We start from the raw sequence: 24,337 nt of genomic DNA, 5'->3' as shown, positions 1-24,337 counted from the left end.
GCGGGGCCCCATCGTCCGCCCACCCGCGCTAGGGTCGCACCCACAAGCACGTTACTCATGGGTAAGGGGAATCGGCCATGCAGCTCGGGATCAACCTCGGCTACTGGGGCGCGGGAATGGACGCGGACAACCTGGCCGTCGCACAGGAGGCCGACCGGCTCGGCTACGCCGTCTGCTGGGCCGCCGAGGCCTACGGCTCCGACGCGGCCACCGTCCTCTCCTGGGTCGCCGCGCAGACCGAACGCATCGACGTGGGCTCCGCCATCTTCCAGATCCCGGCCCGCCAGCCCGCGATGACCGCGATGACCGCCGCGACGCTCGACTCGCTCTCCGGCGGCCGCTTCCGGCTCGGCCTCGGCGTCTCCGGACCGCAGGTCTCCGAGGGCTGGTACGGCGTCAAGTTCGACAAGCCGCTCGCACGGACCCGGGAGTACGTGGAGATCGTACGGAAGGCGATGACCCGCGAACGGCTGTCGTACGAGGGCCGGCACTGGACCCTCCCGCTGCCCGGCGGCCCGGGCAAGCCGATCAAGCTGACCGTGCACCCGCAGCGCGAGCACATCCCGCTGTACATCGCCGCCATCGGGCCGAAGAACCTCGAGCAGACCGGTGAGATCGCCGACGGGGCGTTGCTGATCTTCCCCTCGGCCGAGCACCTCGAGGACACCACGATCAAGTACCTGCGCGCGGGCCGGGAGAAGGCGGGCAAGACCCTCGACGGCTTCGACGTCTGCCCGACCCTGCCCCTCGCCGTCGGCGAGGACAAGGACGTGCCGCAACTCGCGGACGTCTTCCGCCCCTACACCGCGCTCTACGTCGGCGGCATGGGCAGCGCCAAGCAGAACTTCTACAACCAGCTCGCCCGGCGCATGGGGTACGAGAAGGAGGCCGCCGAGGTCCAGGAGAAGTACCTCTCCGGGGACAAGCAGGGCGCCGCGGCGGCGATCCCGCACGACCTCATCGACAAGACCACCCTGCTGGGCAGCGTCGACCGCATCGCCGACCGCATGAAGGCCTACGCCGCCGCCGGTGTCACCACGCTCAGCCTCGCCCCGGCCGGCTTCACCCTCGAGGAGCGACTCGCCTCGCTGCGCGCCGGCAGTGAGGCCCTGGAGCTCGCCGGTCTCGCGTAACGGGCTTCCGCGGCCGTGGTGGGGGCTCGGGGGTCTTCCCCGCCACGGCCGTCACGAGGAACAACGCGCCGGGGCCCGTGCGGTTACGCTCCCGCCGCGACCTCGATGCTCCTTCTTCCGGCCCAGTCGGCCGCCGCACCTGTTGCGGCATCCGGGATGCCGCACTTGACTCGTTCTTTGCGGAAACCTGCGGAAAGGTCCGGAAAGGTGCCCTCATGCTTTCGGTGAAGCGTGTGTTCCAGGAGATCCTCGACAACGACGAGTCCTTCCGGCTCTTCTGCTCCATCGCGGCCGGCGGCGAGGTCCAGGGCGGCTGGGAGAACGGACGGATCGCCGCGCTCGTCCCCGAGGGCGAACAGGCGCTCGTTCCCAAGATCACACGGCACGGCGCCGACGAGGACAAGCACGGGCGGATCTTCAACGCCCTCCTGCGCAAACGCGGTCTGGAACCGGTCCCCGTCCCGCCCGAGGCCGACTACACCATGCTCCTGGAGCGGCGCGGCATCGGCCTCGCCCACGACAGGCTCCGGCGGGACGAACCGCTGAGCGTGCGGGACATCATCGTCTACCTGGCCCACAGCCGGGTCACCGAACAGCGCGCCGCCGACCAGATGCTGCTGCTCCGCAAGCACTTCGCCGACCACCCCGAGGTGGGCAGGGCCGTCCGCGTGATCTCCCACGACGAGGCCGACCACCTCGCCTACACCCACGAGGAACTGCTGCGCTTCGCGGCCGCCGGCCACGGCCGGCTGATCCAGCGCACCCTGCGCGAGTGCGCGCTCGCCGAGATCCGCGTCCACCCGGACGTCAGCCTCGCCGTCATGGCCCGGATGGGCCGCGTCCTCGGCTGGTCCAAGGTCAGGCGCGCGGCGCTCGCGGCGGGCATCCGCGCCGTGTACGGCTATGAGCGCGCCGCGGGCTGGCGGCGCATGGTGTCCCTGCGCGTGCCCGAGCGCCGCGACCCCATGGGCGGCCCCGCGAGCACCGCCCCCGAGTTCGCCTGAGGCGCCCGGTCACAACCAGCCGCGTCCCTTGAACAGCCGGTACATCAGGACTTCCAGGGCGGCCATCACCAGGATCACGGCCGGGTACCCCCACGCCCAGTGCAGCTCGGGCATGTGGTCGAAGTTCATGCCGTAGACGCCCGCGATCAGCGTGGGGACCGCGGCCATCGCCGCCCACGACGAGATCTTCCGCATGTCGTCGTTCTGCCGGACGCCGGTCTGCGCCAGATGGGCCGACAGGATGTCCGAGACCAGCCGGTCCAGACCCTCCACGGACTCGTTCACGCGCGTGAGATGGTCCTGCACGTCCCGGAAGAAGGGCCGGGCCCTGTCGTCCACGAAGGGCACCCCGCCCTCGCCCGTCGGCACCGTGCCGGCCAGCCGCGTCATCGGCAGGGCCAGCGGAACCGTCGCCCGGCGGAACTCCAGGACCTGCCGTTTGAAGGTGTAGATCCGCGAGGCGGTGTTGCGCGAGCCGGCCAGGTCCGGCGAGAACACCTCCGCCTCCAGCTCCTCCATGTCGGTCTGGAGCTCGGTCGCCACCTCCAGGTAGTGGTCGACGGTGGCGTCGGAGATCGCGTACAGCACCGCGGTCGGCCCCTTCTCCAGCAGCCTCGGCTCCTCCTCCAGCCGGCGCCGCACGGCCGCCAGCGGCGAACCGTCGCCGTGCCGGACGGTCACCACGAAGCCGTCCCCGACGAAGACCATCACCTCGCCGGTGGAGACGGCGTCGCTCTCCGGCTCGTAGGCGACCGGCTTGATCACCATGAACAGCGAGTCGTCGTACACCTCCAGCTTGGGCCGCTGGTGGGCGTTGAGGGCGTCCTCCACCGCCAGCGGGTGCAGCCCGAACTCCTCGGTGACCCGGTCGAACTCCTTCTCCGACGGCTCGTGCAGCCCGATCCAGACGAACCCGCCCGCCGCCCGCGCCACCGCCAGCGCGTCGGACAGGTCCTCGGGCCCCTCACTGCGGTGCCCCTCCCGGTAGATGGCACAGTCGACGATCAAGAACCCCAGCCTCCCCTCGCCCGCGCGCCGCGGCACGTCCGCGTGCGCCTACGCTGGTCCGCATGCCCACGTTGATCCTCGTAAGGCACGGACGCTCCACCGCCAACACCGCCGGACTGCTCGCCGGCTGGACGCCCGGCGTCGCCCTGGACGAGCGCGGGGCCGCGCAGGCCGCCGCGCTGCCCGGACGACTCGACGGGCTGCCTCTCTCGGAAGTCGTCAGCAGTCCCCTGCAACGCTGCCAGGAAACCCTTCAGCCGCTGCTGGACGCCCGGCCGGACCTGCGCCTGCACACCGACGAACGGATCGGGGAGTGCCACTACGGCGACTGGTCCGGGCGCAAGCTCGCCGAACTCAAGGACGAGCCGCTGATGGAGGTGGTGCAGACGCACCCGTCGGCGGCCGCGTTCCCCGGCGGCGAGTCCATGCGCGCGATGCAGACCCGCGCGGCCGAGGCCGTACGGGAGTGGAACGCGCGCGTGGAGCGCGACCACGGCGCCGACGCCGTGTACCTCATGTGCTCGCACGGTGACATCATCAAGTCTCTCGTGGCGGACGCGCTCGGGCTGCATCTCGACCTCTTCCAGCGGATTTCCGTGGAACCGTGTTCCATCACCGCGATCCGCTACACCCGCCTCCGGCCGTTTCTCGTTCGTCTCGGGGACACCGGGGATTTCGCCTCCCTCGCGCCGCGTGAGGAACCCACGGGGGATGACGCACCGGTGGGGGGTGGTGCGGGCGCACCGTGATCGTCGGGCGCAGTAGGGTGAAGCGTCGCGTTCGCACACAGCCCCCCTCACGCACTCCCGATTCGCACTCTCGATCCCAATGGAGACAGGACGTGTCCCGTCAGGTGTTCCTCTACGACCCACCGGACCGCTTCGTGGCCGGCACAGTGGGGTTGCCCGGGCGCCGTACGTTCTTCCTCCAGGCGTCCGCCGGCCCCCGGGTGACCAGCGTAATCCTGGAGAAGACCCAGGTCGCCGCGCTCGCCGAGCGCATGGACGAGCTCCTCGACGAGGTCGTACGCCGCAGCGGCGGCCAGGCCCCGGTCCCCGCGGTGGCCCCGTCCGAGGTCGCCGACACCGAACCGCTGGAGACTCCCATCGAGGAGGAGTTCCGCGTCGGCACCATGGCGCTGGCCTGGGACGGCGAGGAACAGCGGATGATCGTTGAGGCCCAGGCGCTGGTGGAGCTCGACGCCGACTCCGAGGAGGACCTCGCGGAGGCCGAGGAGCGGCTGCTCCAGGACGAGGAGAACGGCCCCCCGATGCTGCGGGTCCGGCTCACCGGCGCGCAGGCCAGGGCCTTCGCCAAGCGCGCCCTCGACGTCGTGAACGCCGGCCGGCCGCCGTGCCCGCTGTGCAGTCTCCCGCTCGACCCGGAAGGACATGTATGTCCGCGCCAGAACGGATACCGCCGCGGAGCGTGACCGGCGCCGCCCTCCTCGCCGAGGGTGAGCTGACGGTGCGCGGACGCATCCGCGACGCCTCCAACGCGGCGCTGTACTGCACGGTGGCCCACGACGGCCAGCAGGCCGCCTGCGTGTACAAGCCGGTCGCCGGGGAACGCCCGCTGTGGGACTTCCCCGACGGCACCCTCGCCGAGCGCGAGGTGGCGGCGTACGAGGTCTCCGAGGCGACCGGCTGGGACCTGGTGCCGCCCACCGTGCTGCGCGACGGACCGTACGGCGAGGGCATGGTCCAGCTCTGGGTCGACGCGGCCCCCGACGCCGAACTGCTCGCCCTGGTTGACGGTGAGGAGCCCGAGCCGGGCTGGAAGGCCATCGGCTTCGCCGAGGTCGGTGAGGGACGGACCGCGCTGCTCGTGCACGCCGACGACGAGCGGCTGCGGCGCCTGGCGGTGCTGGACGCCGTGATAAACAACGCCGACCGCAAGGGCGGCCACCTGCTGCCCACACCCGAGGGGCGGCTGTACGGGATCGACCACGGGGTCACCTTCAACGTGGAGAACAAGCTGCGGACGCTGCTGTGGGGCTGGGCGGGAGAGCCCCTGACCGGCGAGGCCGTCGGCGTACTCAAGGGCCTCAAGGACGCCATGGCCGACGGAGGCCTCCTCGGCGCGCGACTGGCCGGGCTGATCACGGCCGCCGAACTGGACGCCACGCGCGCGCGTGTCGACGCGCTGCTCACCTCCGGCAGACATCCGGAGCCGGGCGGCGAGTGGCCGGCGATTCCGTGGCCACCCGTGTGAGCACACCCAGGGCCGGAACACAAGATCGCCTTTCCGGTCATCTGGCCTGGTCCGGTTGGTTGACGGCACTTGCGGGCGGTTAGGCTCATGTACATGCATGCCTGGCCCGCTTCCGAGGTCCCCGCCCTGCCTGGTCAGGGTCGCGACCTGAGGATCCACGACACCGCGACCGGTGGTCCCGTCACCCTCGACCCCGGTCCCGTCGCCCGTCTCTACGTCTGCGGCATCACCCCGTACGACGCCACGCACATGGGGCACGCGGCGACCTACAACGCGTTCGACCTGGTGCAGCGCGTGTGGCTCGACACCAAGCGGCAGGTTCACTACGTCCAGAACGTCACCGACGTCGACGACCCTCTGCTGGAGCGGGCCGAGCGGGACGGCGTCGACTGGGCCGCCCTCGCCGAGAAGGAGACGGCCCTCTTCCGCGAGGACATGACCGCCCTCAGGATGCTCCCGCCGCGGCACTACATAGGTGCCGTCGAGGCGATACCCGGCATAGTCCCGCTCGTGGAGCGGCTGCGCGACCTGGGCGCCGCCTACGAACTCGAGGGCGACGTCTACTTCTCCGTCGAGTCCGACCCGCACTTCGGCAAGGTCTCGAACCTCGACGCCGCGGCCATGCGGCTGCTGTCCGCCGAGCGCGGCGGCGACCCCGACCGGCCCGGCAAGAAGAACCCGCTCGACCCGATGCTGTGGATGGCCGCCCGCGAGGGCGAACCCAGCTGGGACGGCGGCTCGCTGGGCCGGGGCCGGCCCGGCTGGCACATCGAGTGCGTCGCCATCGCCCTGGACCACCTCGGCATGACCTTCGACGTCCAGGGCGGCGGCTCCGACCTGGCCTTCCCGCACCACGAGATGGGCGCCTCGCACGCCCAGGTGCTCACCGGCGAGTTCCCCATGGCCCGGGCGTACGTGCACGCCGGCATGGTCGGCCTGGACGGCGAGAAGATGTCGAAGTCCAAGGGCAACCTGGTCTTCGTCTCCCAGCTGCGGCGCGACGGGGTCGACCCCGCCGCCATCCGGCTCACCCTCCTCGCCCACCACTACCGGGCCGACTGGGAGTGGACCGACCAGGTGCTGGCGGACGCCCAGGACCGGCTCGGACGGTGGCGTGCCGCGGTGTCCCGGCCCGACGGGCCGCCCGCCGACACGCTCGTCGAGGAGATCCGCGAGGCCCTCGCCAACGACCTCGACGCCCCGGCCGCCCTGGCCGCCGTCGACCGGTGGGCCGTGCTCCAGCAGGAGCGGGGCGGCACCGACACCGGAGCCCCCGGCGTCGTCACCCGGGCCGTGGACGCGCTGCTGGGCGTGGCCCTGTAGCCCGCGGCTCCCCGGGCTCGTCGTACGGCGAAGGGGCGGTACGCGTGACGCGTACCGCCCCTTCGCGCGGGTCACCCGCGTATCAGTCGTCCGAGGAGTCGTCGTCCTCGGAACTCGGCTTGGGCGGCTTCGGGGGCCGGGTGCGGCCGCTGGGGTTGTCCCTCAGGTACGAGGACGGCGACCCGTCCCCGCCGTCCGCCGTCGCGTGCCCACCGGGCGGATTCACGTCCCGGCGGCGCAGATACCGCTCGAACTCACGGGCGATCGCCTCACCCGACGCCTCCGGCAGCTCGGCGGTGTCCCGGGCCTCCTCCAGCGTCTGCACGTACTCGGCGACCTCGCTGTCCTCGGCGGCCAGCTGGTCCACACCCACCTGCCAGGCCCGCGCGTCCTCCGGCAGCTCGCCCAGCGGGATACGCAGGTCGAGCAGGTCCTCCAGACGGTTGAGCAGGGCCAGCGTCGCCTTCGGGTTGGGCGGCTGCGACACATAGTGCGGGACCGCCGCCCACAGCGACACCGCCGGGACCCCGGCGTGCGCGCAGGCCTCCTGAAGGACACCGACGATGCCCGTCGGACCCTCGTACTTGGTCTCCTCCAGGTCCATCCGCTGGGCCAGGTCCGCGTCGGACGTGACCCCGCTGACCGGGACCGGACGCGTGTGCGGGGTGTCACCGAGCAACGCGCCCAGCACGACCACCAGTTCAACCCCCAGCTCGTGCGCGAAGCCCAGCAGCTCGTTGCAGAACGAGCGCCAGCGCATGGACGGTTCGATGCCGCGGACCAGCACCAGGTCGCGCGGCTTCTCGCCACCGACCCGCACCACCGACAACCTTGTCGTCGGCCAGGTGATCTTGCGCACTCCGCCGTCCATGAACACCGTGGGGCGGTTCACCTGGAAGTCGTAGTAGTCCTCGGCGTCCAGCGCCGCGAACACCTCACCCTTCCACTCCCTCTCCAGATGCGCGACCGCGGTGGAGGCGGCGTCGCCGGCATCGTTCCAGCCCTCGAACGCGGCCACCATGACCGGGTCGATCAGCTCGGGAACCCCCTCGAGCTCGATCACCCAGCGCCTCCTTCCGACGTGCCCTCGCGTACGTCCCAACCTTACGGCGTCCGACGGGGGCGCCCGCAGCCCCCTTGCGAGGGGGAGTGAACGGATCACTGCCCCGATCACCGCCCCGGAACACCCCCGCGCCGAAGGCATCCTCACCACTCCCGCAAGGGTTCCGCACACGGGTTTCACAAGGCCCTGTCACAGGTGTTTCACAAGGTCCTGTCACAGGGTGCTGCGCAACCACTGCTCCACGCTCGCGATGTGCACGGTCGCCCACGAGCGTGCCGCCTCCGCGTCCCGGTCGCGCAGGGCCGCCAGGATCGCGCGGTGCTCGCGCAGGGTGCGGCTCACCGCGTCCTCCTGGGTCAGACCGCGCCAGATCCGGGCCCGGGTGGTCGGCCCCGACAGGCCGTCCAGCAGCGAGCACAGCACCGAGTTGCCGGAGCCGCGCACGATGCTCCGGTGGAACTCCAGGTCGCAGGCGACGAGTTCCTCCACCGAGGGCGCGCCGCCGAGGGCGTCCAACTGCGCGCTCAGGGCGTCCAACTGCTGCTCGCTGATCCGCGAGGCGGCCATCGCCGTGGCGGCCGGCTCCAGGATTCGGCGCACCGCCAGGAATTCCAGGACCGTGTCGTCGCGGTGGAAGTCGACGACGAAGCTCAGCGCCTCCAGCAGCAGTTGAGGATCCAGGCTGGTGACGTACGTCCCGTCGCCCTGCCGCACGTCCAGGATCCGGATCAACGACAGCGCCCGCACGGCCTCCCGCAGGGAGTTGCGCGAAAGCCCCAGCTCGGCGGCGAGCTCGCTCTCCTTCGGCAGCCGGTCGCCGGGCCGCAGCGCACCGGAGACGATCATCCCCTTGATCTTCTCGATCGCCTCGTCGGTGACCGCCATGACGGGCCTCCTGTCGCTCAGACCTCCGATGTGTCAGCACATTATGGGGGCAGATGACCAGGCCCGGCGGTGCCGACCGGACGCACGGGAAAGGGGCGGCTCCATCGGCGTGGAGCCGCCCCTCCCGGTTCCCGGCCCCGGTGCGGCGAGGGCCGGTCAGCGATGCCGGCCCTGGTCAGGGAAAGAGCCGGTCACCGTGGCTTGCTTGCTGCTCACTTCTTGTCGAGCAGGTCCTGCACCTTCGCGCGGACCTCGTCCGTGGCCAGGCCGCGGATCGTCAGCGTCGTACGGCGGCGCAGCACGTCGTCCGCCGTCTCGGCCCACTCGTGGTCGCGGGCGTAGACGACCTGCGCCCAGATCTCCGGGGCGTCCGGGTGGACGCGCTCGGCCAGCTCCGGGTTGTCGTTGGCCAGCCGGGCGATGTCGAAGGCCAGCGAGCCGTAGTGGGTCGCCAGGTGCCGGGCGGTGTCGGCGGCCATGCGCGGGCCCGGCGCCGGGTGGTCCACCAGCAGGCGGTGGGCCACCGCACGCGGGTTGGCGACGCCCGGCAGCGGCAGCTTCTTCGGCAGGGAGGAAATCGGCTCGAAGTCGTCGCCCAGCGGCTGACCCGGCAGCGACTCCAGCTTCTGCATGACCGTACGGCCGATGTGCCGGAAGGTCGTCCACTTGCCGCCCGCGACGGACAGCATGCCGCCCCTGCCCTCGGTGACGACCGTCTCGCGCTTCGCCTTCGCGGTGTCGCCCGGGCCGCCCGGCAGCACCCGCAGTCCGGCGAAGGCGTAGGTGATCAGGTCACGGCTGAGCTGCTGGTCCCGGACGGAGAACGCGGCCTCGTCCAGGATCTGGGTTATGTCCTTGTCGTTGACCGCGACATCCGCCGGGTCACCCTCGTACTCCTCGTCGGTGGTGCCGAGCAGCAGCATGTCCTCCCAGGGGAGGGCGAAGGTGATGCGGTACTTGTCGATCGGCGTGGCGAGCGCGGCCTTCCAGGGCGAGGTGCGCTTGAGCACCAGGTGCGCGCCCTTCGACAGGCGGATGGACGGCGCCGCGTTCGGGTCCTCCATCCTGCGCAGGTGGTCGACCCACGGGCCGGTCGCGTTCAGCACGAGCCGGGCGTTGACGCCGAACTCGTCACCGGTGGTGCGGTCGCGCAGGTCGGCGCCCGTCACCCGGCCCTTGGTGAAGCGCAGGCCGGTGACCTCGGCGTGGTTGAGGACGGCCGCGCCCGCGTCGACGGCCGCGCGGACCGTCATCAGCGCCATGCGCGAGTCGTTCATCTGGTCGTCGCCGTACACGGCCACGGCCTTGAGGTTCTCGGTGCGCAGCTCGGGCACGTCCTGCGCGGCCTTCGCCGGGCTCAGCAGGTGGCCGACACCGTCACCGAAGGCGGAGAGCGCGGAGTAGGCGAACACGCCCGCGCCGAGCTTCGCCGCGCCGTGCGGGCCCCCCTTGTACACGGGGAGGTAGAAGGTGAGCGGGTTCGCCAGGTGGGGGGCCACCTGGCGGGAGACCGCACGGCGCTCGAAGTGGTTCTCCGCCACCAGCTTCACCGCGCCGGTCTGCAGGTAGCGCAGACCGCCGTGGAGCAGCTTCGAGGAGGCGGAGGAGGTGGCGCCGGCGAAGTCGCCGGCGTCGACCAGTGCCACCCTGAGGCCGGACTGCGCGGCGTGCCAGGCGGTGGAGATGCCCAGGATGCCGCCGCCGATCACGAGAAGGTCGTACGACGCCTTGGAGAGCTGCTCCCTGGTTTCGGCCCGGCTCGGGAGGGAGCCGGAGGCCGGGTGTGTCCCCAGGGCAGGTACGGACTGCAGGGTGGACTGACTGGTCATTTCTGGTACTTACTCCTCGTCAGAGCTGTCTGAGCCTTCTGGAGCCGCTCAGCTCTCGTCCTCGATCCAGCCCATGGTCCGGTCGACGGCCTTGAGCCAGTTCTTGTACTCACGGTCGCGGATGTCCGCGTCCATCTGGGGGGTCCACTCGGCGGCCCGGCGCCAGTTGGCGCGCAGTTCGTCCGTGCTGGACCAGAAGCCGACGGCCAGGCCGGCGGCGTAGGCGGCGCCGAGGCAGGTGGTCTCGGCGACCATCGGGCGCACCACCGGTGCGTCCAGAACGTCGGCGAGGGTCTGCATCAGCAGGTTGTTGGAGGTCATGCCGCCGTCGACCTTCAGGGCCACCAGCTCGTCGCCGGAGTCCTTGACCATGGCGTCGGCGATCTCGCGGGTCTGCCAGGCGGTCGCCTCCAGGACCGCACGGGCGAGGTGCGCCTTGGTGACGTACCGGGTCAGGCCGGCGATCACACCGCGGGCGTCGGAGCGCCAGTGCGGGGCGAACAGGCCGGAGAAGGCCGGCACGAAGTAGGCGCCGCCGTTGTCCTCGACCGAGAGCGCGAGCGTCTCGATCTCGGCCGCGGTGGAGATCAGGCCCATCTGGTCCCGCATCCACTGCACCAGGGAGCCGGTGACGGCGATCGAGCCCTCCAGCGCGTAGACCGTCGGCTGGTCGCCGATCTTGTAGCCGACCGTGGTCAGCAGGCCCGCGTAGGAGTTGATGATCTTGTCACCGGTGTTCATCACCATGAAGGTGCCGGTGCCGTAGGTGGACTTGGTCTCGCCCTCGGAGAAACAGGTCTGGCCGAACAGGGCCGCCTGCTGGTCGCCGAGCGCGGAGGCGACCGGGATGCCGCCGAGCAGGTCGCCGAGCTTGCCGCCGGTGACCTCGCCGTAGATCTCGGCGGAGGAGCGGATCTCGGGCAGGATCTGGAGCGGCACGCCGATCGACTCGGCGATCTTGTCGTCCCACTGCATCGTGTGCAGGTTCATCAGGAGGGTACGGGAGGCGTTGGTCACGTCGGTGACGTGCTTGCCGCCGTTGACACCACCGGTCAGGTTCCAGATGACCCAGGTGTCCATGGTGCCGAAGAGGATGTCGCCCGCCTCGGCGCGCTCCCGCAGGCCGTCGACGTTGTCGAGCAGCCAGCGGGCCTTGGGGCCGGAGAAGTAGGAGGCCAGCGGCAGACCCGTCTCGCGGCGGAAGCGGTCCTGGCCGACGTTGCGGCCGAGCTCCCGGCACAGGGCGTCGGTGCGGGTGTCCTGCCAGACAAGGGCGTTGTAGACGGGCTCACCGGTGTTCTTGTCCCACAGCACGGTGGTCTCGCGCTGGTTCGTGATGCCGATGGCCTTGATGTCGTCGCGGGTGATGCCGGCCTTCTGGATGGCTCCGGCGACGACCTCCTGGACGTTGGTCCAGATCTCGTTGGCGTTGTGCTCGACCCAGCCCGGCTTCGGGAAGATCTGCTCGTGCTCCTTCTGGTCGACGGAGACGATGCGGCCGTCCCGGTCGAAGACGATGCAGCGCGAGGAGGTCGTGCCCTGGTCGATGGCGGCGATGAACGGGCCGGCAGTGTGAGCGTCGGTCACTGTGTGCTCCTGAGGAATCCGTGGTTAAGGGGCGTTACGTACGGCGCGTGTTCGTAGGTCTTGGCCCCGGGCCGCCCGTGAGCGGCCCGGGGGACTCACTAAGCGAATGCGACGTTGTAGATGCCTGCGGCGATCGCGCCGCCGATCAGCGGACCGACGATCGGGATCCAGGCGTAGCCCCAGTCGGAGCCGCCCTTGTTGGGCAGGGGCAGGAGGGCGTGCACGATACGCGGACCGAGGTCACGGGCGGGGTTGATCGCGTAGCCCGTGGGGCCGCCGAGGGACAGGCCGATGGAGACGACCACCAGAGCGGTGATCAGCGCACCCAGGGTGCCCAGGCCGTTGCCCTTGTCGTTCAGGCCCTGTGTGAGGACGGCGAGCACCAGCACGACGGTGCCGATGATCTCCGTGGCGAGGTTCTGCACCGCGTGCCGGATCTCCGGACCGGTGGAGAAGACGCCCAGGACCGGGCCGGCGCCCGTCTCCTGGGCCTCGACGGCCTTGGCCGCCGTGGCCTGCGCACCCGGACCGCCGACGATCTCCTTGTCGGTGAGGTGCGCACGGAACTGACCGTAGTAGGCCACCCAGACCAGGCTCGCGCCGATCATGGCGCCGAGCAGCTGACCGCCCCAGTAGGTGGGGAGGTTGCTGAAGTCGTTGTCCTTGATCGCGAGTGCGAGGGTCACGGCCGGGTTCAGATGGGCGCCGGAAAGCGGCGCCGAGGTGTAGACAGCCGTCAGAACGGCGAAACCCCACCCGAAGGTGATGGCGAGCCAGCCGGCGTTACGGGCCTTTGAGGCCTTCAGCGTCACGGCGGCGCAGACGCCACCGCCGAGCAGGATGAGTATGGCGGTACCGATGGTCTCGCCGATGAAGATGTCGGAGCTGGACACCCGCGACTCCTTTGTCCTTCGTCCAGGGAAGCCGAACCCCGGGTCCCTCCGGGGGTTCAGCGCCCTCAGGGGTGAGAGCGATGCCGGCCCTTGGCGTTGTCACACTCTAGCGCGTATTGCCGGTAGGTGTTCGACAATGCCGACCGATGGACGGGAGTCTTGCTCCGGCCTCAGGCACGCGTCAAGAGTTCTGTTATCGAATATGCGATCGTTATTGATCGCAGGGAGTTATCGATCTGCGGGCGCGTGAAGCGCGGGTATGCCTGTTATGTCCTTTTCAGGGTATGGCGAGAGCCGGAACGCCGCTCAGCGTCCCGGTCCATACCCCGTGGGCCCTCCGTGGCCTCCCGTGCGGCCTTCCCCGGTGTTCCCGGAGCTCAGAACCGCCCCGCGCCCAGGTCCCGCGACACCGCGCGGGCGCAGTCCCGCACCGCGGCGATCAGCTCGGGACGCAGCTCGCCGTCGCGGCACAGCCGCTCGACGGCGCCGGTGATCCCCACCGCGCCCACCGGCATCCGCCGCCGGTTGTGGATGGGTGCGGCCACCGAGGCCACGCCCTCCCAGGTCTCCTCCACGTCGGCCGCGTAGCCACGCGCGCGCGTGAGGTCGAGGATGTGCTCGAAGTCGGCCCAGTCGCAGGTCGTGCGATCCGTGAAGGCCTTCCTGTCGGCCTCCAGCGCCTCACTGTGCGCGACCGGGTCGTATGCCGACAGCACCTTGCCCAGGGCGGTGGAGTGCAACGGCTGCATGGCCCCGATCTCCAGCACCTGCCGGCTGTCGTCGGGCCGGAAGACGTGGTGCACGATCAGGACGCCCTGCTGATGGAGCACGCCCAGGTAGACGCTCTCCCCGCTGGAGCGGGCCAGGTCGTCGGTCCACACCAGGGCGCGCGCGCGTAGTTCGTGCACGTCCAGATACGTGGTGCCCAGGCGCAGCAGCTCGGCGCCCAGCTGGTAACGCCCGGAGACGTCGTCCTGCTCCACGAAACCCTCCTGCTGGAGGGTGCGCAGAATGCCGTGGGCCGTGCCCTTGGCGAGGCCCAGCGAGGAGGCGATGTCCGACAGGCCGAGCCGTCGCTCGCCGCCCGCGAGCAGCCGCAGCATCGCGGCCGCCCGTTCGAGCGACTGGATGTTCCGTGCCATCGCCGTACAGCCTCCGTCCCCTTCGTCCGTCACCGCGCACGGCAACTGACACCGTTCGGCAATGTCGAACACTACCGGTCCATGACGACCGCCCGCTAATGGTTGGTCGGTACTTGTTACGTCACACGTGGCCCGGGGATGGCTCACAGGCCACCCTCGTCCGCCTCGTGGACGCCATGCCCATCCAAGCCCACTCCCGGTTACGCTGGCGCCGTGCCTCTTCCCCGGGCCTGCCCGGGAAACCGCATAGCCGACAGCCGTCGCATCCCAGGGAGCCCCTTAATGGCCTCGTCGCCGCTGACCCCTTCCACCGACAGCCGGACCCGCGTGTCCGCGCTCCGAGAGGCACTCGCCACCCGCGTGGTGGTCGCCGACGGTGCCATGGGCACGATGCTCCAGGCACAGGAACCGACGCTCGAGGACTTCGAGAATCTCGAAGGCTGCAACGAGATCCTCAACCTCACCCGGCCGGACATCGTCCGTTCGGTCCACGAGGCGTACTTCTCGGCGGGCGTCGACTGCGTGGAGACCAACACCTTCGGCGCGAACCTCACCGCTCTGGGCGAGTACGACATCCCCGAACGCACCGCTGAGCTGTCCGAGGCCGGAGCCCGCATCGCCCGCGAGGTCGCCGACGAGTTCGGCGCACGCGACGGCCGGCAGCGCTGGGTGCTGGGCTCGATGGGTCCCGGTACGAAGCTGCCCACCCTCGGCCACACCACCTTCGGCGCCATCCGGGACGCCTACCAGCAGAACGCCGAGGGCCTGCTCGCCGGCGGTGCCGACGCCCTGCTGGTGGAGACCACGCAGGACCTGCTCCAGACCAAGGCCTCGGTCGTCGCCGCCCGCCGAGCCATGCGCACAGCCGGCTACGACGTGCCGCTGATCGTGTCGGTGACGGTGGAGACGACCGGCACGATGCTGCTCGGCTCGGAGATCGGCGCCGCGCTGACGGCGCTGGAGCCGCTCGGCATCGACATGATCGGCCTGAACTGCGCCACCGGCCCGGCGGAGATGAGCGAGCACCTGCGCTACCTCACCCGGCACTCCCGGATCCCGCTGTCCTGCATGCCGAACGCGGGTCTGCCGGTCCTGACCAAGGACGGCGCCCACTACCCGCTGACGGCCCCGGAGCTGGCGGACTCCCACGAGACCTTCGTCCGCGAATACGGCCTGTCCCTGGTCGGCGGCTGCTGCGGCACCACCCCCGAGCACCTGCGCCAGGTCGTCGAACGCGTCCGCGACCTCACCCCGCCCGAGCGCGCACCGCAGCCCGAGCCGGGCGCCGCCTCGCTCTACCAGTCGGTTCCGTTCCGGCAGGACACGTCCTACCTGGCGATCGGCGAGCGGACCAACGCCAACGGGTCGAAGAAGTTCCGTGAGGCCATGCTGGAGGGCCGCTGGGACGACTGCGTGGAGATGGCCCGGGAGCAGATCCGCGAGGGCGCGCACATGCTGGACCTGTGCGTGGACTACGTCGGCCGGGACGGTGTCGCCGACATGGAGGAACTGGCGGGCCGGTTCGCGACCGCCTCGACCCTGCCGATCGTGCTCGACTCCACCGAGGTCGACGTCATCAAGGCCGGCCTGGAGAAGCTGGGCGGGCGTGCGGTCATCAACTCCGTCAACTACGAGGACGGTGACGGCCCCGAGTCCCGCTTCGCCCGGGTGACGCAGCTGGCCGGGGAGCACGGTGCGGCGCTGATCGCGCTGACCATCGACGAAGAGGGTCAGGCCCGGACCCCGGAGAAGAAGGTCGAGATCGCCGAACGGCTGATCGCCGACCTGACGGGGAACTGGGGCATCCGTGAGTCGGACATCCTCATCGACACGCTGACTTTCACGATCTGTACCGGCCAGGAGGAGTCCCGCAAGGACGGCATCGCCACCATCGAGGCGATCCGGGAGCTCAAGCGCCGCCACCCCGACGTACAGACCACCCTCGGCCTGTCGAACATCTCCTTCGGCCTCAATCCGGCCGCCCGGATCCTGTTGAACTCCGTCTTCCTGGACGAGTGCGTCAAGGCGGGTCTGGACTCGGCGATCGTGCACGCCTCGAAGATCCTGCCGATCGCCCGGTTCAGCGAGGAAGAGGTGCGGACCGCGCTGGACCTGATCCACGACCGCCGCACCGAGGGCTACGACCCCCTCCAGAAGCTGATGCAGCTGTTCGAGGGTGCCACGGCGAAGTCGCTGAAGGCGGGCAAGGCGGAGGAGCTGGCCGCTCTCCCGCTGGAGGAGCGGCTCAAGCGCCGCATCATCGACGGCGAGCGCAACGGTCTGGAGGCCGACCTGGATCTCGCGCTGACCGAGCGCCCCGCCCTGGACATCGTCAACGCGACGCTGCTGGACGGGATGAAGGTGGTCGGTGAGCTGTTCGGCTCCGGCCAGATGCAGTTGCCGTTCGTGTTGCAGTCGGCCGAGGTGATGAAGGCCGCGGTCGCCTATCTCGAGCCGCACATGGAGAAGTCGGACGCCGAGGGCAAGGGCACGATCGTGCTGGCCACGGTGCGCGGGGACGTCCACGACATCGGTAAGAACCTGGTGGACATCATCCTGTCCAACAACGGCTACAACGTGGTCAACCTGGGCATCAAGCAGCCGGTCTCGGCGATCCTGGAGGCGGCCGAGGAGCACCGGGCCGACGTGATCGGCATGTCGGGACTGCTGGTGAAGTCCACGGTGATCATGAAGGAGAACCTGGAGGAGCTCAACCAGCGCGGCCTGGCGGCCGACTACCCGGTCATCCTGGGCGGCGCCGCCCTCACCCGGGCCTACGTCGAGCAGGATCTGCACGAGATCTACCAGGGCGAGGTCCGCTACGCCCGGGACGCGTTCGAGGGCCTGCACCTGATGGACGCGCTGATCGGGGTGAAGCGGGGCGTGCCGGGGGCGAAGCTGCCGGAGTTGCGGCAGCGCCGGGTGCGGGCGGCCGCCGGCGTGGAGGTCGAGGAGCGGCCCGAGGAAGGCCACGTCCGTTCCGATGTGGCCACCGACAATCCGGTGCCCAGCCCGCCGTTCTGGGAGTCCCGGGTGGTCAAGGGGATCCAGCTGAAGGAGTACGCGAGCTGGCTGGACGAGGGTGCGCTGTTCAAGGGGCAGTGGGGGCTGAAGCAGGCCCGCACCGGTGACGGCCCGACGTACGAGGAACTCGTGGAGACCGAGGGCCGCCCGCGCCTGCGCGGCCTGCTGGACCGGCTCCAGACGGAAAACCTGCTGGAAGCGGCCGTGGTCTACGGCTACTTCCCGTGCGTGTCCAAGGACGACGACCTCATCATCCTCGACGAACAGGGCAACGAGCGGACCCGCTTCACCTTCCCGCGTCAGCGGCGCGGCCGGCGGCTGTGCCTGGCGGACTTCTTCCGCCCGGAGGAGTCCGGCGAGAGGGACGTGGTCGGCTTGCAGGTGGTCACCGTCGGCTCCCGGATCGGCGAGGAGACCGCCAAACTGTTCGAGTCCAACTCCTACCGCGACTACCTCGAACTGCACGGCCTCTCCGTCCAACTGGCCGAAGCACTCGCCGAGTACTGGCACGCCCGCGTCCGTTCGGAACTGGGCTTCGCGGGGGAGGACCCCAGCGACATGGACGACATGTTCGCGCTGAAGTACCGCGGCGCCCGCTTCTCCCTCGGCTACGGAGCCTGCCCCAACCTGGAGGACCGCGCCAAGATCGCCGAGCTGTTGCGGCCCGAGCGCATAGGCGTCCACCTGTCGGAGGAGTTCCAGCTGCACCCGGAACAGTCCACGGACGCGATCGTGATCCACCACCCCGAGGCGAAGTACTTCAACGCCCGCTGAGCCCGTTCGAGCAACGGGGCACCCCCCGAGCGACGGCCCCAAGCGGTAGACAAGGCGTTTCACTAGCGAGAGTCGTACACTGGTCGATCCACCGCAGGCCGGTTCCCGCACGGGAACCGGCCTGATCGCCCCTTCAGGAGGTGCGCCCCGATGACCAGCACGGTCCCCGCGCTCGGAACCCGTACGGCGGAAGGCTCAGCCCTCCAGGCGGTGCTGCTCGACATGGACGGCACCCTGGTGGACACCGAGGGCTTCTGGTGGGACGTCGAAGTGGAGGTCTTCGCCCGTCTCGGCCACACCCTCGACGAGTCCTGGCGTCATGTCGTGGTCGGCGGGCCCATGGCCCGCAGCGCGGGCTTCCTCATCGAGGCCACCGGCGCCGACGTCACCCTCGCCGAGCTCAGTGTGCTGCTGAACGACGGATTCGAGGACCGCATCGGGCGTGCCCTACCGCTGATGCCGGGCGCCGCCAGACTGCTCGCGGAGCTGTATGAGCAGCAGATCCCGACGGCCCTGGTCTCCGCTTCGCACCGCCGCATCATCGACCGGGTGCTGACCACGCTCGGGCCCCAGCACTTCTCCCTGTCCATCGCCGGCGACGAGGTGTCGCGCACGAAGCCGCACCCGGACCCGTATCTGCTCGCGGCCGCCGGACTGGGCGCGGATCCGGCCAGATGCGCGGTCGTCGAGGACACCGCGACCGGGGTCGCGGCCGCCGAGGCCGCGGGCTGCCACGTGGTCGCGGTGCCCTCGGTCGCTCCCATCGCCCCGGCCGTCCGGCGGACCGTGGTGACCTCCCTGGAAGAGGTCGACCTGGCATTTCTGCGCGGCTTGATGACGGAAATGCACTAGCCGTTCACCCAGCGTGCAAAGCCCATTGGGCAAAATCCCGCCGCAGTACACCCGGGCGCGTACAGCGGAATTCGAAGCAGGCCGCGCGACCGAATTTCACCACTGAACAACCGGGCTGGAAGTGTGACGTTCAACACTTCGTCGAGCCTCGACACTCGTGCCGATGTGTGCTGCTCACCCCTGTTCGGGGGGAACTCGCGCGTCCTTGTGTCCTGATTCATGGAACGCTGCACTAATCCTGCCTCTGTCGGGTTTTCGGTGTGTCCACGCCCGGTTTCACTGCGTGATGGGAACTCAACTCCGGCGGCTGTGAACCCTCCTGCAAGCGCGGACTAATCTCATTGCGAGAACATCGCCCTTACCCCGTGATCCGCCGCAACACCCATGCATGCCGGGTACACGGATTCGAACAGCCCTGGAGAAACCCGAGCATGAACCGCAAGACTTTGGTGCTGCCGGCCGTAGCCGGCCTGCTCGCGCCGGTTCTCGCCGCGTGCGGCGGAGACAGCAGCGGGAGCAAGAGCGGCGACGCGATCGTTGTCGGCACCACGGACAGGTTCACGGCCACCAAGGACGCACCGGCCCCGCTCGACCCGGCCTACGCCTACGACGTCGGCACCTGGAACATCCTGCGTCAGACCGTGCAGACCCTGATGATCCAGCCCAAGGGCGAAGGCGACCCCGTACCCGAGGCCGCCGAGAGCTGCGGCTTCACCGACAGCGGCAACGAGCGCTACGCCTGCAAGCTGCGCGACGGCCTGAAGTTCGCCAACGGCGACGCCGTCACCGCCAAGGATGTGAAGTACTCGATCGAGCGTGCGCTGCGCATCAAGGTCGCCGGCGGTCCCGCCGCCCTGCTGTCCACCATCGACACCGTCGAGACGCAGGGCAACCGCGAGGTCATCTTCCACCTCAAGACCGCGGACGCCACCTTCCCGTACAAGCTGTCCACCCCGGTCGCGGGCATCGTGAACCCGAACGACTACGCCAAGGACAAGCTGCGCGACGGCTTCTCGATGGACGGCTCCGGCCCCTACACCTTCTCGGCGGACGTCAAGGACGACTCCATCGACAGCATGACCTTCAGCAAGAACCCCAACTACAAGGGGAGTCTGAAGGTCAGCAACGACAAGGTGCAGATGCGCTCCTTCGCCGACGCCGACGCCATGGGCGCCGCGATCGACAAGGGTGACATCGACGTCATGACCCGCACCATGTCGCCGTCCCAGATCAACAAGCTCGACGCCGGCACCGACGAGAACGTCGACCTCGTCGAGATGCCGGGCCTGGAGATCCGCTACCTCGCCTTCAACACCAACGCGGCCACGGTGAAGACCAAGGCGGTCCGCGAGGCCATGGCCCAGGTCATCAACCGCGGCGAGCTGGTCTCCAAGGTGTACGGCTCCCAGGCCGAGCCGCTGTACTCGCTGGTCCCGGCCACCGTCACGGGCCACTCCAACTCGTTCTTCAACAAGTACGGCGACCCCAGCGTCACCAAGGCCAAGTTGCTGCTGACCAAGGCCGGCATCGTCGCCCCGGTGAAGCTGACCCTGCACTACACGACCGACCACTACGGCCCCGCCACCAAGCAGGAGTTCGAGGTCCTGCAGAAGCAGCTCAACAACAGCGGCCTGTTCGACGTCAGCATCCAGGGTTCGCCCTGGGACACCTTCCGGCCCGCCGAGCAGAAGGGCAAGTACGACGTCTACGGCATGGGCTGGTTCCCGGACTTCCCGGACGCCGACAACTTCCTCGCGCCCTTCCTCGACAAGGACAACACCCTCGGCTCGCCGTACGCCAACGCCACCATCCGCAACACCCTGATCCCGCAGTCCCGTCGCGAGGCCGACCGGCTCACCGCCTCCAAGAGCCTGACGGTGATCCAGAACACCGTCGCCGACGACGTCCCGATCCTGCCGCTGTGGCAGGGCAAGCAGTACGTCGCCGCGCGGAACGACATCACGGGCACCTCCTACGCCCTGAACTCCTCCTCGACGCTTCAGCTGTGGGAGCTCGGCCGCGGTGTGAGCAACTGACGCTCCGGCTGTCCACCCGGGGCCGGTGACCGCGGCCCCGGGTTCATGAGAATCGACGACAAGGGCACACGCAGTGGACATGCACACCCGGTGGGCGGTCCTGCCCGTCCTGGCGGGACTGACCTCCGGTCTGTTGACCGGCTGCGGCTCGGGGGGCGGTGACTCCGGGGGCAGCGGCTCCTCAGTGGTGATGGGCATGTCCGACGACGTCCTCGCCACCGATCCCGCCTCCGGATACGACCCCGGCTCCTGGTTGTTGTTCAACAACGTCTTCCAGTCGCTGCTGGCCTTCCCCAAGGGCGGTACGGAACCCGAGCCGGAGGCGGCCAAGGAGTGCGCGTTCACTGACACCCAGGCCAGGGTCTACAAGTGCACCCTCAAGGACGGCCTCCAGTTCAGCAACGGTGACGCCCTCACCTCCGAGGACGTGAAGTTCTCCTTCGACCGCATGCTGAAGATCAACGACCCGGCCGGTCCCGCGATCATGTTCCCGATGCTCGACAAGGTCGAAACCCCGGACGCCAAGACCGTGGTGTTCCGGCTGAAGGTGCCGGACGCCACCTTCCCCAGCAAGCTCGCCTCCGGTGCCGGTTCCATCGTCGACCACAGCCAGTACGACGGCGACGCGCTGCGCAAGGACGACAAGGCCGTCGGCTCCGGCCCCTACCGGCTGGACTCCTTCGGCAAGGACGAGGCCGTCTTCTCCGTCAACCCGCACTACAAGGGCAGCGCCGAGACGAAGAACTCAGGCGTGACCCTCAAGTTCTTCCACGGCGAACAGGCCGACCTGAAGGACGCCCTGGTCCACGGCGAGGTCGACATCGCCTACCGCGGTCTGACCGCCGGCGCCGTCGCCGACATCGAGAAGCAGGACGACAGCAGCGGCATCGAGGTCATCGAGGGCAGCAGCGCCGAGGTCCAGCACCTCGTCTTCAACATGGACGACCCCGTGGCCGGAAAGCTCGGCGTCCGCAAGGCCATCGCCTACCTGCTCGACCGCGACGCCCTGATCAGGAACGTCTACGAGGACACCGCGACCCCGCTCTACTCGATCATCCCGGCCGGCATCACCGGCCACAACACGGCCTTCTTCGACACCTACGGCGCCCGCCCCTCCAAGGCCAAGGCCGCCGCCGCCCTGCACGCCGACGGCATCACCGGCAAGGTGAAGCTCACCCTCTGGTCCACGCCCTCCCGCTACGGACCCGCCACCGACCAGGAACTGAAGGCGATCGCCGCCCAGCTCAACGCCAGCGGCCTGTTCACCGCCGACGTCAAGTCCGTCGCGTACGACCAGTACGAGAAGGACGTCGCCAAGGGTAAGTACGGCGTGTACGTCAAGGGCTGGGTGCCCGACTACCCGGACGCCGACAACTTCACCTCGCCCTTCTTCGGCAAGGGCAACGTGCTCAGCAACCACTACACCAACAGCACCATCACCGGCTCCCTCATCCCGCGCACCGCCGCCGAGAGCGACCGCGCCGCCACCACCCCGGAGTTCGCCCGGCTCCAGAAGATCGTCGCCGACGAACTGCCCGTCCTGCCCGTCTGGCAGGCCAAGCAGTACGCGGTCGTCCGCGACGGCGTCTACGGCCTGGAGTACTGCCTCGACGCCTCGACCGTGTTCCGCTTCTGGGAACTCAGCAAGGGCTGACAGCCGGTCGCCGGCGCACGAAGCCGACACACGAAGGGCGCCCCCTCCTCGGGAAGGGGGCGCCCTTTGCCGGTCGCACGGCCCGCTACTGCGCGCCGGGGCGCACCAGCCCGCTCTCGTACGCGTACACCGCCGCCTGCACCCGGTCCCGCAGCCCCAGCTTGGTCAGCACATGGCCCACATGCGTCTTCACGGTCGTCTCGCTGACGAACAGGTCGGCGGCGATCTCGGCGTTCGACAACCCCCGCGCCACCAGCTTCAGCACCTCGACCTCCCGGTCGGTCAGGGTGTGCAGCGTGTCCGGCACCGGCTCGTCCCCCGACGGCAGATGCGTGGCGTACTTGTCCAGCAGCCGGCGCGTGATGCTCGGCGCGAGCATCGCCTCCCCGGCCGCCACCACCCGGATGGCCTGCACCAACTCGTTGGCGGGCGCGTCCTTGAGCAGGAAGCCGCTCGCCCCGGCACGCAGCGCCTCCACCACGTACTCGTCCAGGTCGAACGTGGTCAGCACCAGCACCTTCGCCGGGCCGTCCCGGCCGGGGCCGGTGATCTGCCGGGTCGCCTCCACCCCGTCCATCCGCGGCATGCGGATGTCCATCAGCACCACATCCGGCTGCAGGGCGCGCACCTGGTCGAGGGCCTGGAGGCCGTCCCCGGCCTCGCCGACGACAGCGATGTCCTGCTCCGCCTCCAGGATCATCCGGAACCCGGTGCGCAGCAGCGGCTGGTCGTCGACCAGTAGGACGCGGATGGCCACGTAAGTCTCCTTCGCTAGTCCGGCCCCATTCTGCCCTGCGGCACGGCCCGCGACTCGGCCGCCCTCACCGGCAGCGACTGTGCCTCCCGGGGGGCAACCCCCGGACCCCCGGCCGAAAGCCCGTCGGCCATCCCCACCGGCAAGGGATACGGCGGGGGAGTGCCACCGAACTCCGGACAGTGCGCCTGGTGATCGCACCAGCCGCACAGCTTCGTCGGCCGCGGCCGCCACTCACCGGTCCGCGTCGCCTCCCGGATCGCCTCCCACAGCGCCAGAAGCTTGCGCTCCACCCGCTCCAGGTCGGCGAGGACCGGGTCGTACGTCAGCACGTCACCGCTGCCGAGGTAGACCAGCTGGAGCCGGCGCGGGATCACGTTCTTCAGCCGCCAGACGACCAGGGCGTAGAACTTCATCTGGAAGAGCGCGCCCTCGGCGTACTCGGGCCTCGGCGCCTTGCCCGTCTTGTAGTCGACGATCCGCACCTCGCCGGTCGCCGCCACGTCCACCCGGTCGATGATCCCGCGCAGCCGCAGCCCCGAGTCCAGCTCCGCCTCCACGAACAGCTCGCGCTCGGCCGGCTCCAGGCGGGTCGGATCCTCCAGCGTGAACCACCGCTCGACCAGCCGCTCGGCCTCGCCCAGCCAGCGGGCCAGCCGCTCGCCCTCCGGATCGTCCGCGAACAGCTCGACGACCTCCGGCCTGGTCTCCCGCAGCCGGTCCCACTGACCGGGGATCAGCGACTTGGCCCGGGGCGCCGTCCGCTCCGCCGCCGGCGCGTCGAAGAGCCGCTCCAGCACCGCGTGCACCAGCGTGCCCCTGGTCGCCGCCTCGCTGGGCTTCTCCGGCAGCCGGTCGATCACCCGGAACCGGTACAGCAGGGGGCACTGCATGAAGTCACTGGCCCGCGAGGGCGACAGGGAAGCGGGCGGCACGACGGGGCGCCCGGCCGCCGTGTCCGCCACAGTCGTCTCCGCCCCACCCGTGAGCAGCGGAACCGCCTCCGCGCCCGCGCCGCCCCCGGCTTCCGCCGTGCCCTCGATGCTGCTGTCCATGACCACAGACCATACGGCCCACCACTGACAGTCACCCAGCCGCGGGCCGGACCTGTGGACAACGCCGGGCCGAACACAGGGGGTGCCGGGGCGGAACGCGCGACGAC

19 protein-coding genes are annotated in these 24,337 nt (G+C 69.9%); 10 read left to right on the top strand and 9 right to left on the bottom strand.

All coding sequences use genetic code 11. The features are described from left to right. Window positions 1-77 precede the first annotated feature (77 nt). Window positions 78-1,133, top strand: a complete 1,056-nt coding sequence (locus ACFY01_RS19635; RefSeq protein ID WP_390736969.1) for an LLM class F420-dependent oxidoreductase — start codon at window positions 78-80, stop codon at window positions 1,131-1,133. 215 nt (window positions 1,134-1,348) lie between these two features. Further along, the gene (locus ACFY01_RS19630) at window positions 1,349-2,137 is read left to right on the top strand and encodes a ferritin-like domain-containing protein (protein WP_390736968.1); all 789 of its coding nucleotides are present in this window, start codon (window positions 1,349-1,351) and stop codon (window positions 2,135-2,137) included. 9 nt (window positions 2,138-2,146) lie between these two features. Here ACFY01_RS19630 and corA read toward each other — a convergent pair whose 3' ends face one another. Beyond that, entirely contained in the window at window positions 2,147-3,145 is a 999-nt protein-coding gene (corA, locus tag ACFY01_RS19625) for a magnesium/cobalt transporter CorA (protein WP_390736967.1), read from the bottom strand. Window positions 3,146-3,207: 62 nt separating this feature from the next. Here corA and ACFY01_RS19620 point away from each other — a divergent pair, with 62 nt between their 5' ends. The 4 genes from ACFY01_RS19620 (at window position 3,208) to mshC (ending at window position 6,682) form a co-directional block, all read left to right on the top strand. Next, entirely contained in the window at window positions 3,208-3,894 is a 687-nt protein-coding gene (locus ACFY01_RS19620; RefSeq protein ID WP_390736966.1) for a histidine phosphatase family protein, read from the top strand. Between the two features lie 92 nt (window positions 3,895-3,986). Next, window positions 3,987-4,577, top strand: a complete 591-nt coding sequence (locus tag ACFY01_RS19615) for a DUF3090 domain-containing protein (RefSeq protein ID WP_390736965.1) — start codon at window positions 3,987-3,989, stop codon at window positions 4,575-4,577. Continuing rightward, window positions 4,541-5,359: an SCO1664 family protein gene (locus ACFY01_RS19610; RefSeq protein ID WP_390736964.1), complete on the top strand. Its 819-nt coding sequence runs from the start codon at window positions 4,541-4,543 to the stop codon at window positions 5,357-5,359. Before ACFY01_RS19615 ends, ACFY01_RS19610 begins: the two co-directional genes overlap by 37 nt. 93 nt (window positions 5,360-5,452) lie before the next feature. Continuing rightward, window positions 5,453-6,682, top strand: a complete 1,230-nt coding sequence (mshC, locus tag ACFY01_RS19605; RefSeq protein WP_390736963.1) for a cysteine--1-D-myo-inosityl 2-amino-2-deoxy-alpha-D-glucopyranoside ligase — start codon at window positions 5,453-5,455, stop codon at window positions 6,680-6,682. 82 nt (window positions 6,683-6,764) lie between these two features. On the opposite strand, the gene ACFY01_RS19600 is transcribed toward mshC, so the two are convergent. The 6 genes from ACFY01_RS19600 to ACFY01_RS19575 all read right to left on the bottom strand — a co-directional run bounded on the left by ACFY01_RS19600 (window position 6,765) and on the right by ACFY01_RS19575 (window position 14,081). Next, a complete protein-coding gene (locus ACFY01_RS19600) occupies window positions 6,765-7,745 on the bottom strand; it encodes a PAC2 family protein (protein WP_390736962.1) in 981 nt (326 codons plus the stop codon). Window positions 7,746-7,958: 213 nt separating this feature from the next. Continuing rightward, window positions 7,959-8,630, bottom strand: a complete 672-nt coding sequence (locus tag ACFY01_RS19595) for a FadR/GntR family transcriptional regulator (RefSeq protein ID WP_390736961.1) — start codon at window positions 8,628-8,630, stop codon at window positions 7,959-7,961. 212 nt (window positions 8,631-8,842) lie between these two features. After that, on the bottom strand, window positions 8,843-10,459 hold the full coding sequence (locus ACFY01_RS19590; protein ID WP_390736960.1) for an FAD-dependent oxidoreductase: 1,617 nt from the start codon (window positions 10,457-10,459) through the stop codon (window positions 8,843-8,845). A gap of 48 nt (window positions 10,460-10,507) precedes the next feature. Next, window positions 10,508-12,046 carry a glycerol kinase GlpK gene (gene glpK, locus ACFY01_RS19585; protein WP_390736959.1) on the bottom strand — a complete coding sequence of 513 codons (1,539 nt, stop codon included), beginning with the start codon at window positions 12,044-12,046 and terminating at the stop codon, window positions 10,508-10,510. A gap of 98 nt (window positions 12,047-12,144) precedes the next feature. Beyond that, window positions 12,145-12,939 (bottom strand): MIP/aquaporin family protein, encoded by a 795-nt coding sequence (locus ACFY01_RS19580; RefSeq protein ID WP_390736958.1) that lies wholly within the window; start codon window positions 12,937-12,939, stop codon window positions 12,145-12,147. 377 nt (window positions 12,940-13,316) lie between these two features. Then, window positions 13,317-14,081 (bottom strand): IclR family transcriptional regulator, encoded by a 765-nt coding sequence (locus ACFY01_RS19575; protein WP_390736957.1) that lies wholly within the window; start codon window positions 14,079-14,081, stop codon window positions 13,317-13,319. A 282-nt stretch (window positions 14,082-14,363) separates the two neighbouring features. Between ACFY01_RS19575 and metH the strand changes: the two genes are divergently transcribed. The 4 genes from metH (at window position 14,364) to ACFY01_RS19555 (ending at window position 22,421) form a co-directional block, all read left to right on the top strand. Beyond that, the gene (metH, locus tag ACFY01_RS19570; RefSeq protein ID WP_390736956.1) at window positions 14,364-17,879 is read left to right on the top strand and encodes a methionine synthase; all 3,516 of its coding nucleotides are present in this window, start codon (window positions 14,364-14,366) and stop codon (window positions 17,877-17,879) included. Window positions 17,880-18,029: 150 nt separating this feature from the next. Then, a complete protein-coding gene (locus ACFY01_RS19565; protein WP_390736955.1) occupies window positions 18,030-18,731 on the top strand; it encodes an HAD family hydrolase in 702 nt (233 codons plus the stop codon). 431 nt (window positions 18,732-19,162) lie between these two features. Beyond that, window positions 19,163-20,767, top strand: a complete 1,605-nt coding sequence (locus ACFY01_RS19560) for an ABC transporter substrate-binding protein (protein WP_390736954.1) — start codon at window positions 19,163-19,165, stop codon at window positions 20,765-20,767. Between the two features lie 79 nt (window positions 20,768-20,846). Continuing rightward, window positions 20,847-22,421, top strand: coding sequence for an ABC transporter substrate-binding protein (locus ACFY01_RS19555; RefSeq protein WP_390736953.1), 1,575 nt, complete (start codon window positions 20,847-20,849; stop codon window positions 22,419-22,421). 85 nt (window positions 22,422-22,506) lie between these two features. Here ACFY01_RS19555 and ACFY01_RS19550 read toward each other — a convergent pair whose 3' ends face one another. Together ACFY01_RS19550 and ACFY01_RS19545 are read right to left on the bottom strand one after the other, a co-directional pair. Beyond that, window positions 22,507-23,178, bottom strand: coding sequence for a response regulator transcription factor (locus tag ACFY01_RS19550; RefSeq protein WP_020141342.1), 672 nt, complete (start codon window positions 23,176-23,178; stop codon window positions 22,507-22,509). Between the two features lie 14 nt (window positions 23,179-23,192). After that, entirely contained in the window at window positions 23,193-24,230 is a 1,038-nt protein-coding gene (locus ACFY01_RS19545; RefSeq protein WP_390736952.1) for a RecB family exonuclease, read from the bottom strand. Window positions 24,231-24,337 lie beyond the last annotated feature (107 nt).

The sequence above is a fragment of the Streptomyces sp. NPDC001480 genome (genome assembly GCF_042894725.1).
In the GTDB taxonomy this organism is placed as follows: Bacteria; Actinomycetota; Actinomycetes; order Streptomycetales; family Streptomycetaceae; genus Streptomyces.
Note: the sequence above shows the minus strand (reverse complement) of the source record. Positions and strands in the feature narration are given on the sequence as shown.

Coding starts and splice junctions, on each gene's coding strand:
- ACFY01_RS19590 (WP_390736960.1), bottom strand. CDS start 10,459: ATGACCAGTCAGTCCACCCTGCAGTCCGTACCTGCCCTGGGGACACAC.
- ACFY01_RS19620 (WP_390736966.1), top strand. CDS start 3,208: ATGCCCACGTTGATCCTCGTAAGGCACGGACGCTCCACCGCCAACACC.
- ACFY01_RS19545 (WP_390736952.1), bottom strand. CDS start 24,230: ATGGACAGCAGCATCGAGGGCACGGCGGAAGCCGGGGGCGGCGCGGGC.
- ACFY01_RS19630 (WP_390736968.1), top strand. CDS start 1,349: ATGCTTTCGGTGAAGCGTGTGTTCCAGGAGATCCTCGACAACGACGAG.
- ACFY01_RS19565 (WP_390736955.1), top strand. CDS start 18,030: ATGACCAGCACGGTCCCCGCGCTCGGAACCCGTACGGCGGAAGGCTCA.
- mshC (WP_390736963.1), top strand. CDS start 5,453: ATGCATGCCTGGCCCGCTTCCGAGGTCCCCGCCCTGCCTGGTCAGGGT.
- ACFY01_RS19560 (WP_390736954.1), top strand. CDS start 19,163: ATGAACCGCAAGACTTTGGTGCTGCCGGCCGTAGCCGGCCTGCTCGCG.
- ACFY01_RS19635 (WP_390736969.1), top strand. CDS start 78: ATGCAGCTCGGGATCAACCTCGGCTACTGGGGCGCGGGAATGGACGCG.
- metH (WP_390736956.1), top strand. CDS start 14,364: ATGGCCTCGTCGCCGCTGACCCCTTCCACCGACAGCCGGACCCGCGTG.
- ACFY01_RS19610 (WP_390736964.1), top strand. CDS start 4,541: ATGTCCGCGCCAGAACGGATACCGCCGCGGAGCGTGACCGGCGCCGCC.
- ACFY01_RS19575 (WP_390736957.1), bottom strand. CDS start 14,081: ATGGCACGGAACATCCAGTCGCTCGAACGGGCGGCCGCGATGCTGCGG.
- ACFY01_RS19555 (WP_390736953.1), top strand. CDS start 20,847: ATGCACACCCGGTGGGCGGTCCTGCCCGTCCTGGCGGGACTGACCTCC.
- ACFY01_RS19595 (WP_390736961.1), bottom strand. CDS start 8,630: ATGGCGGTCACCGACGAGGCGATCGAGAAGATCAAGGGGATGATCGTC.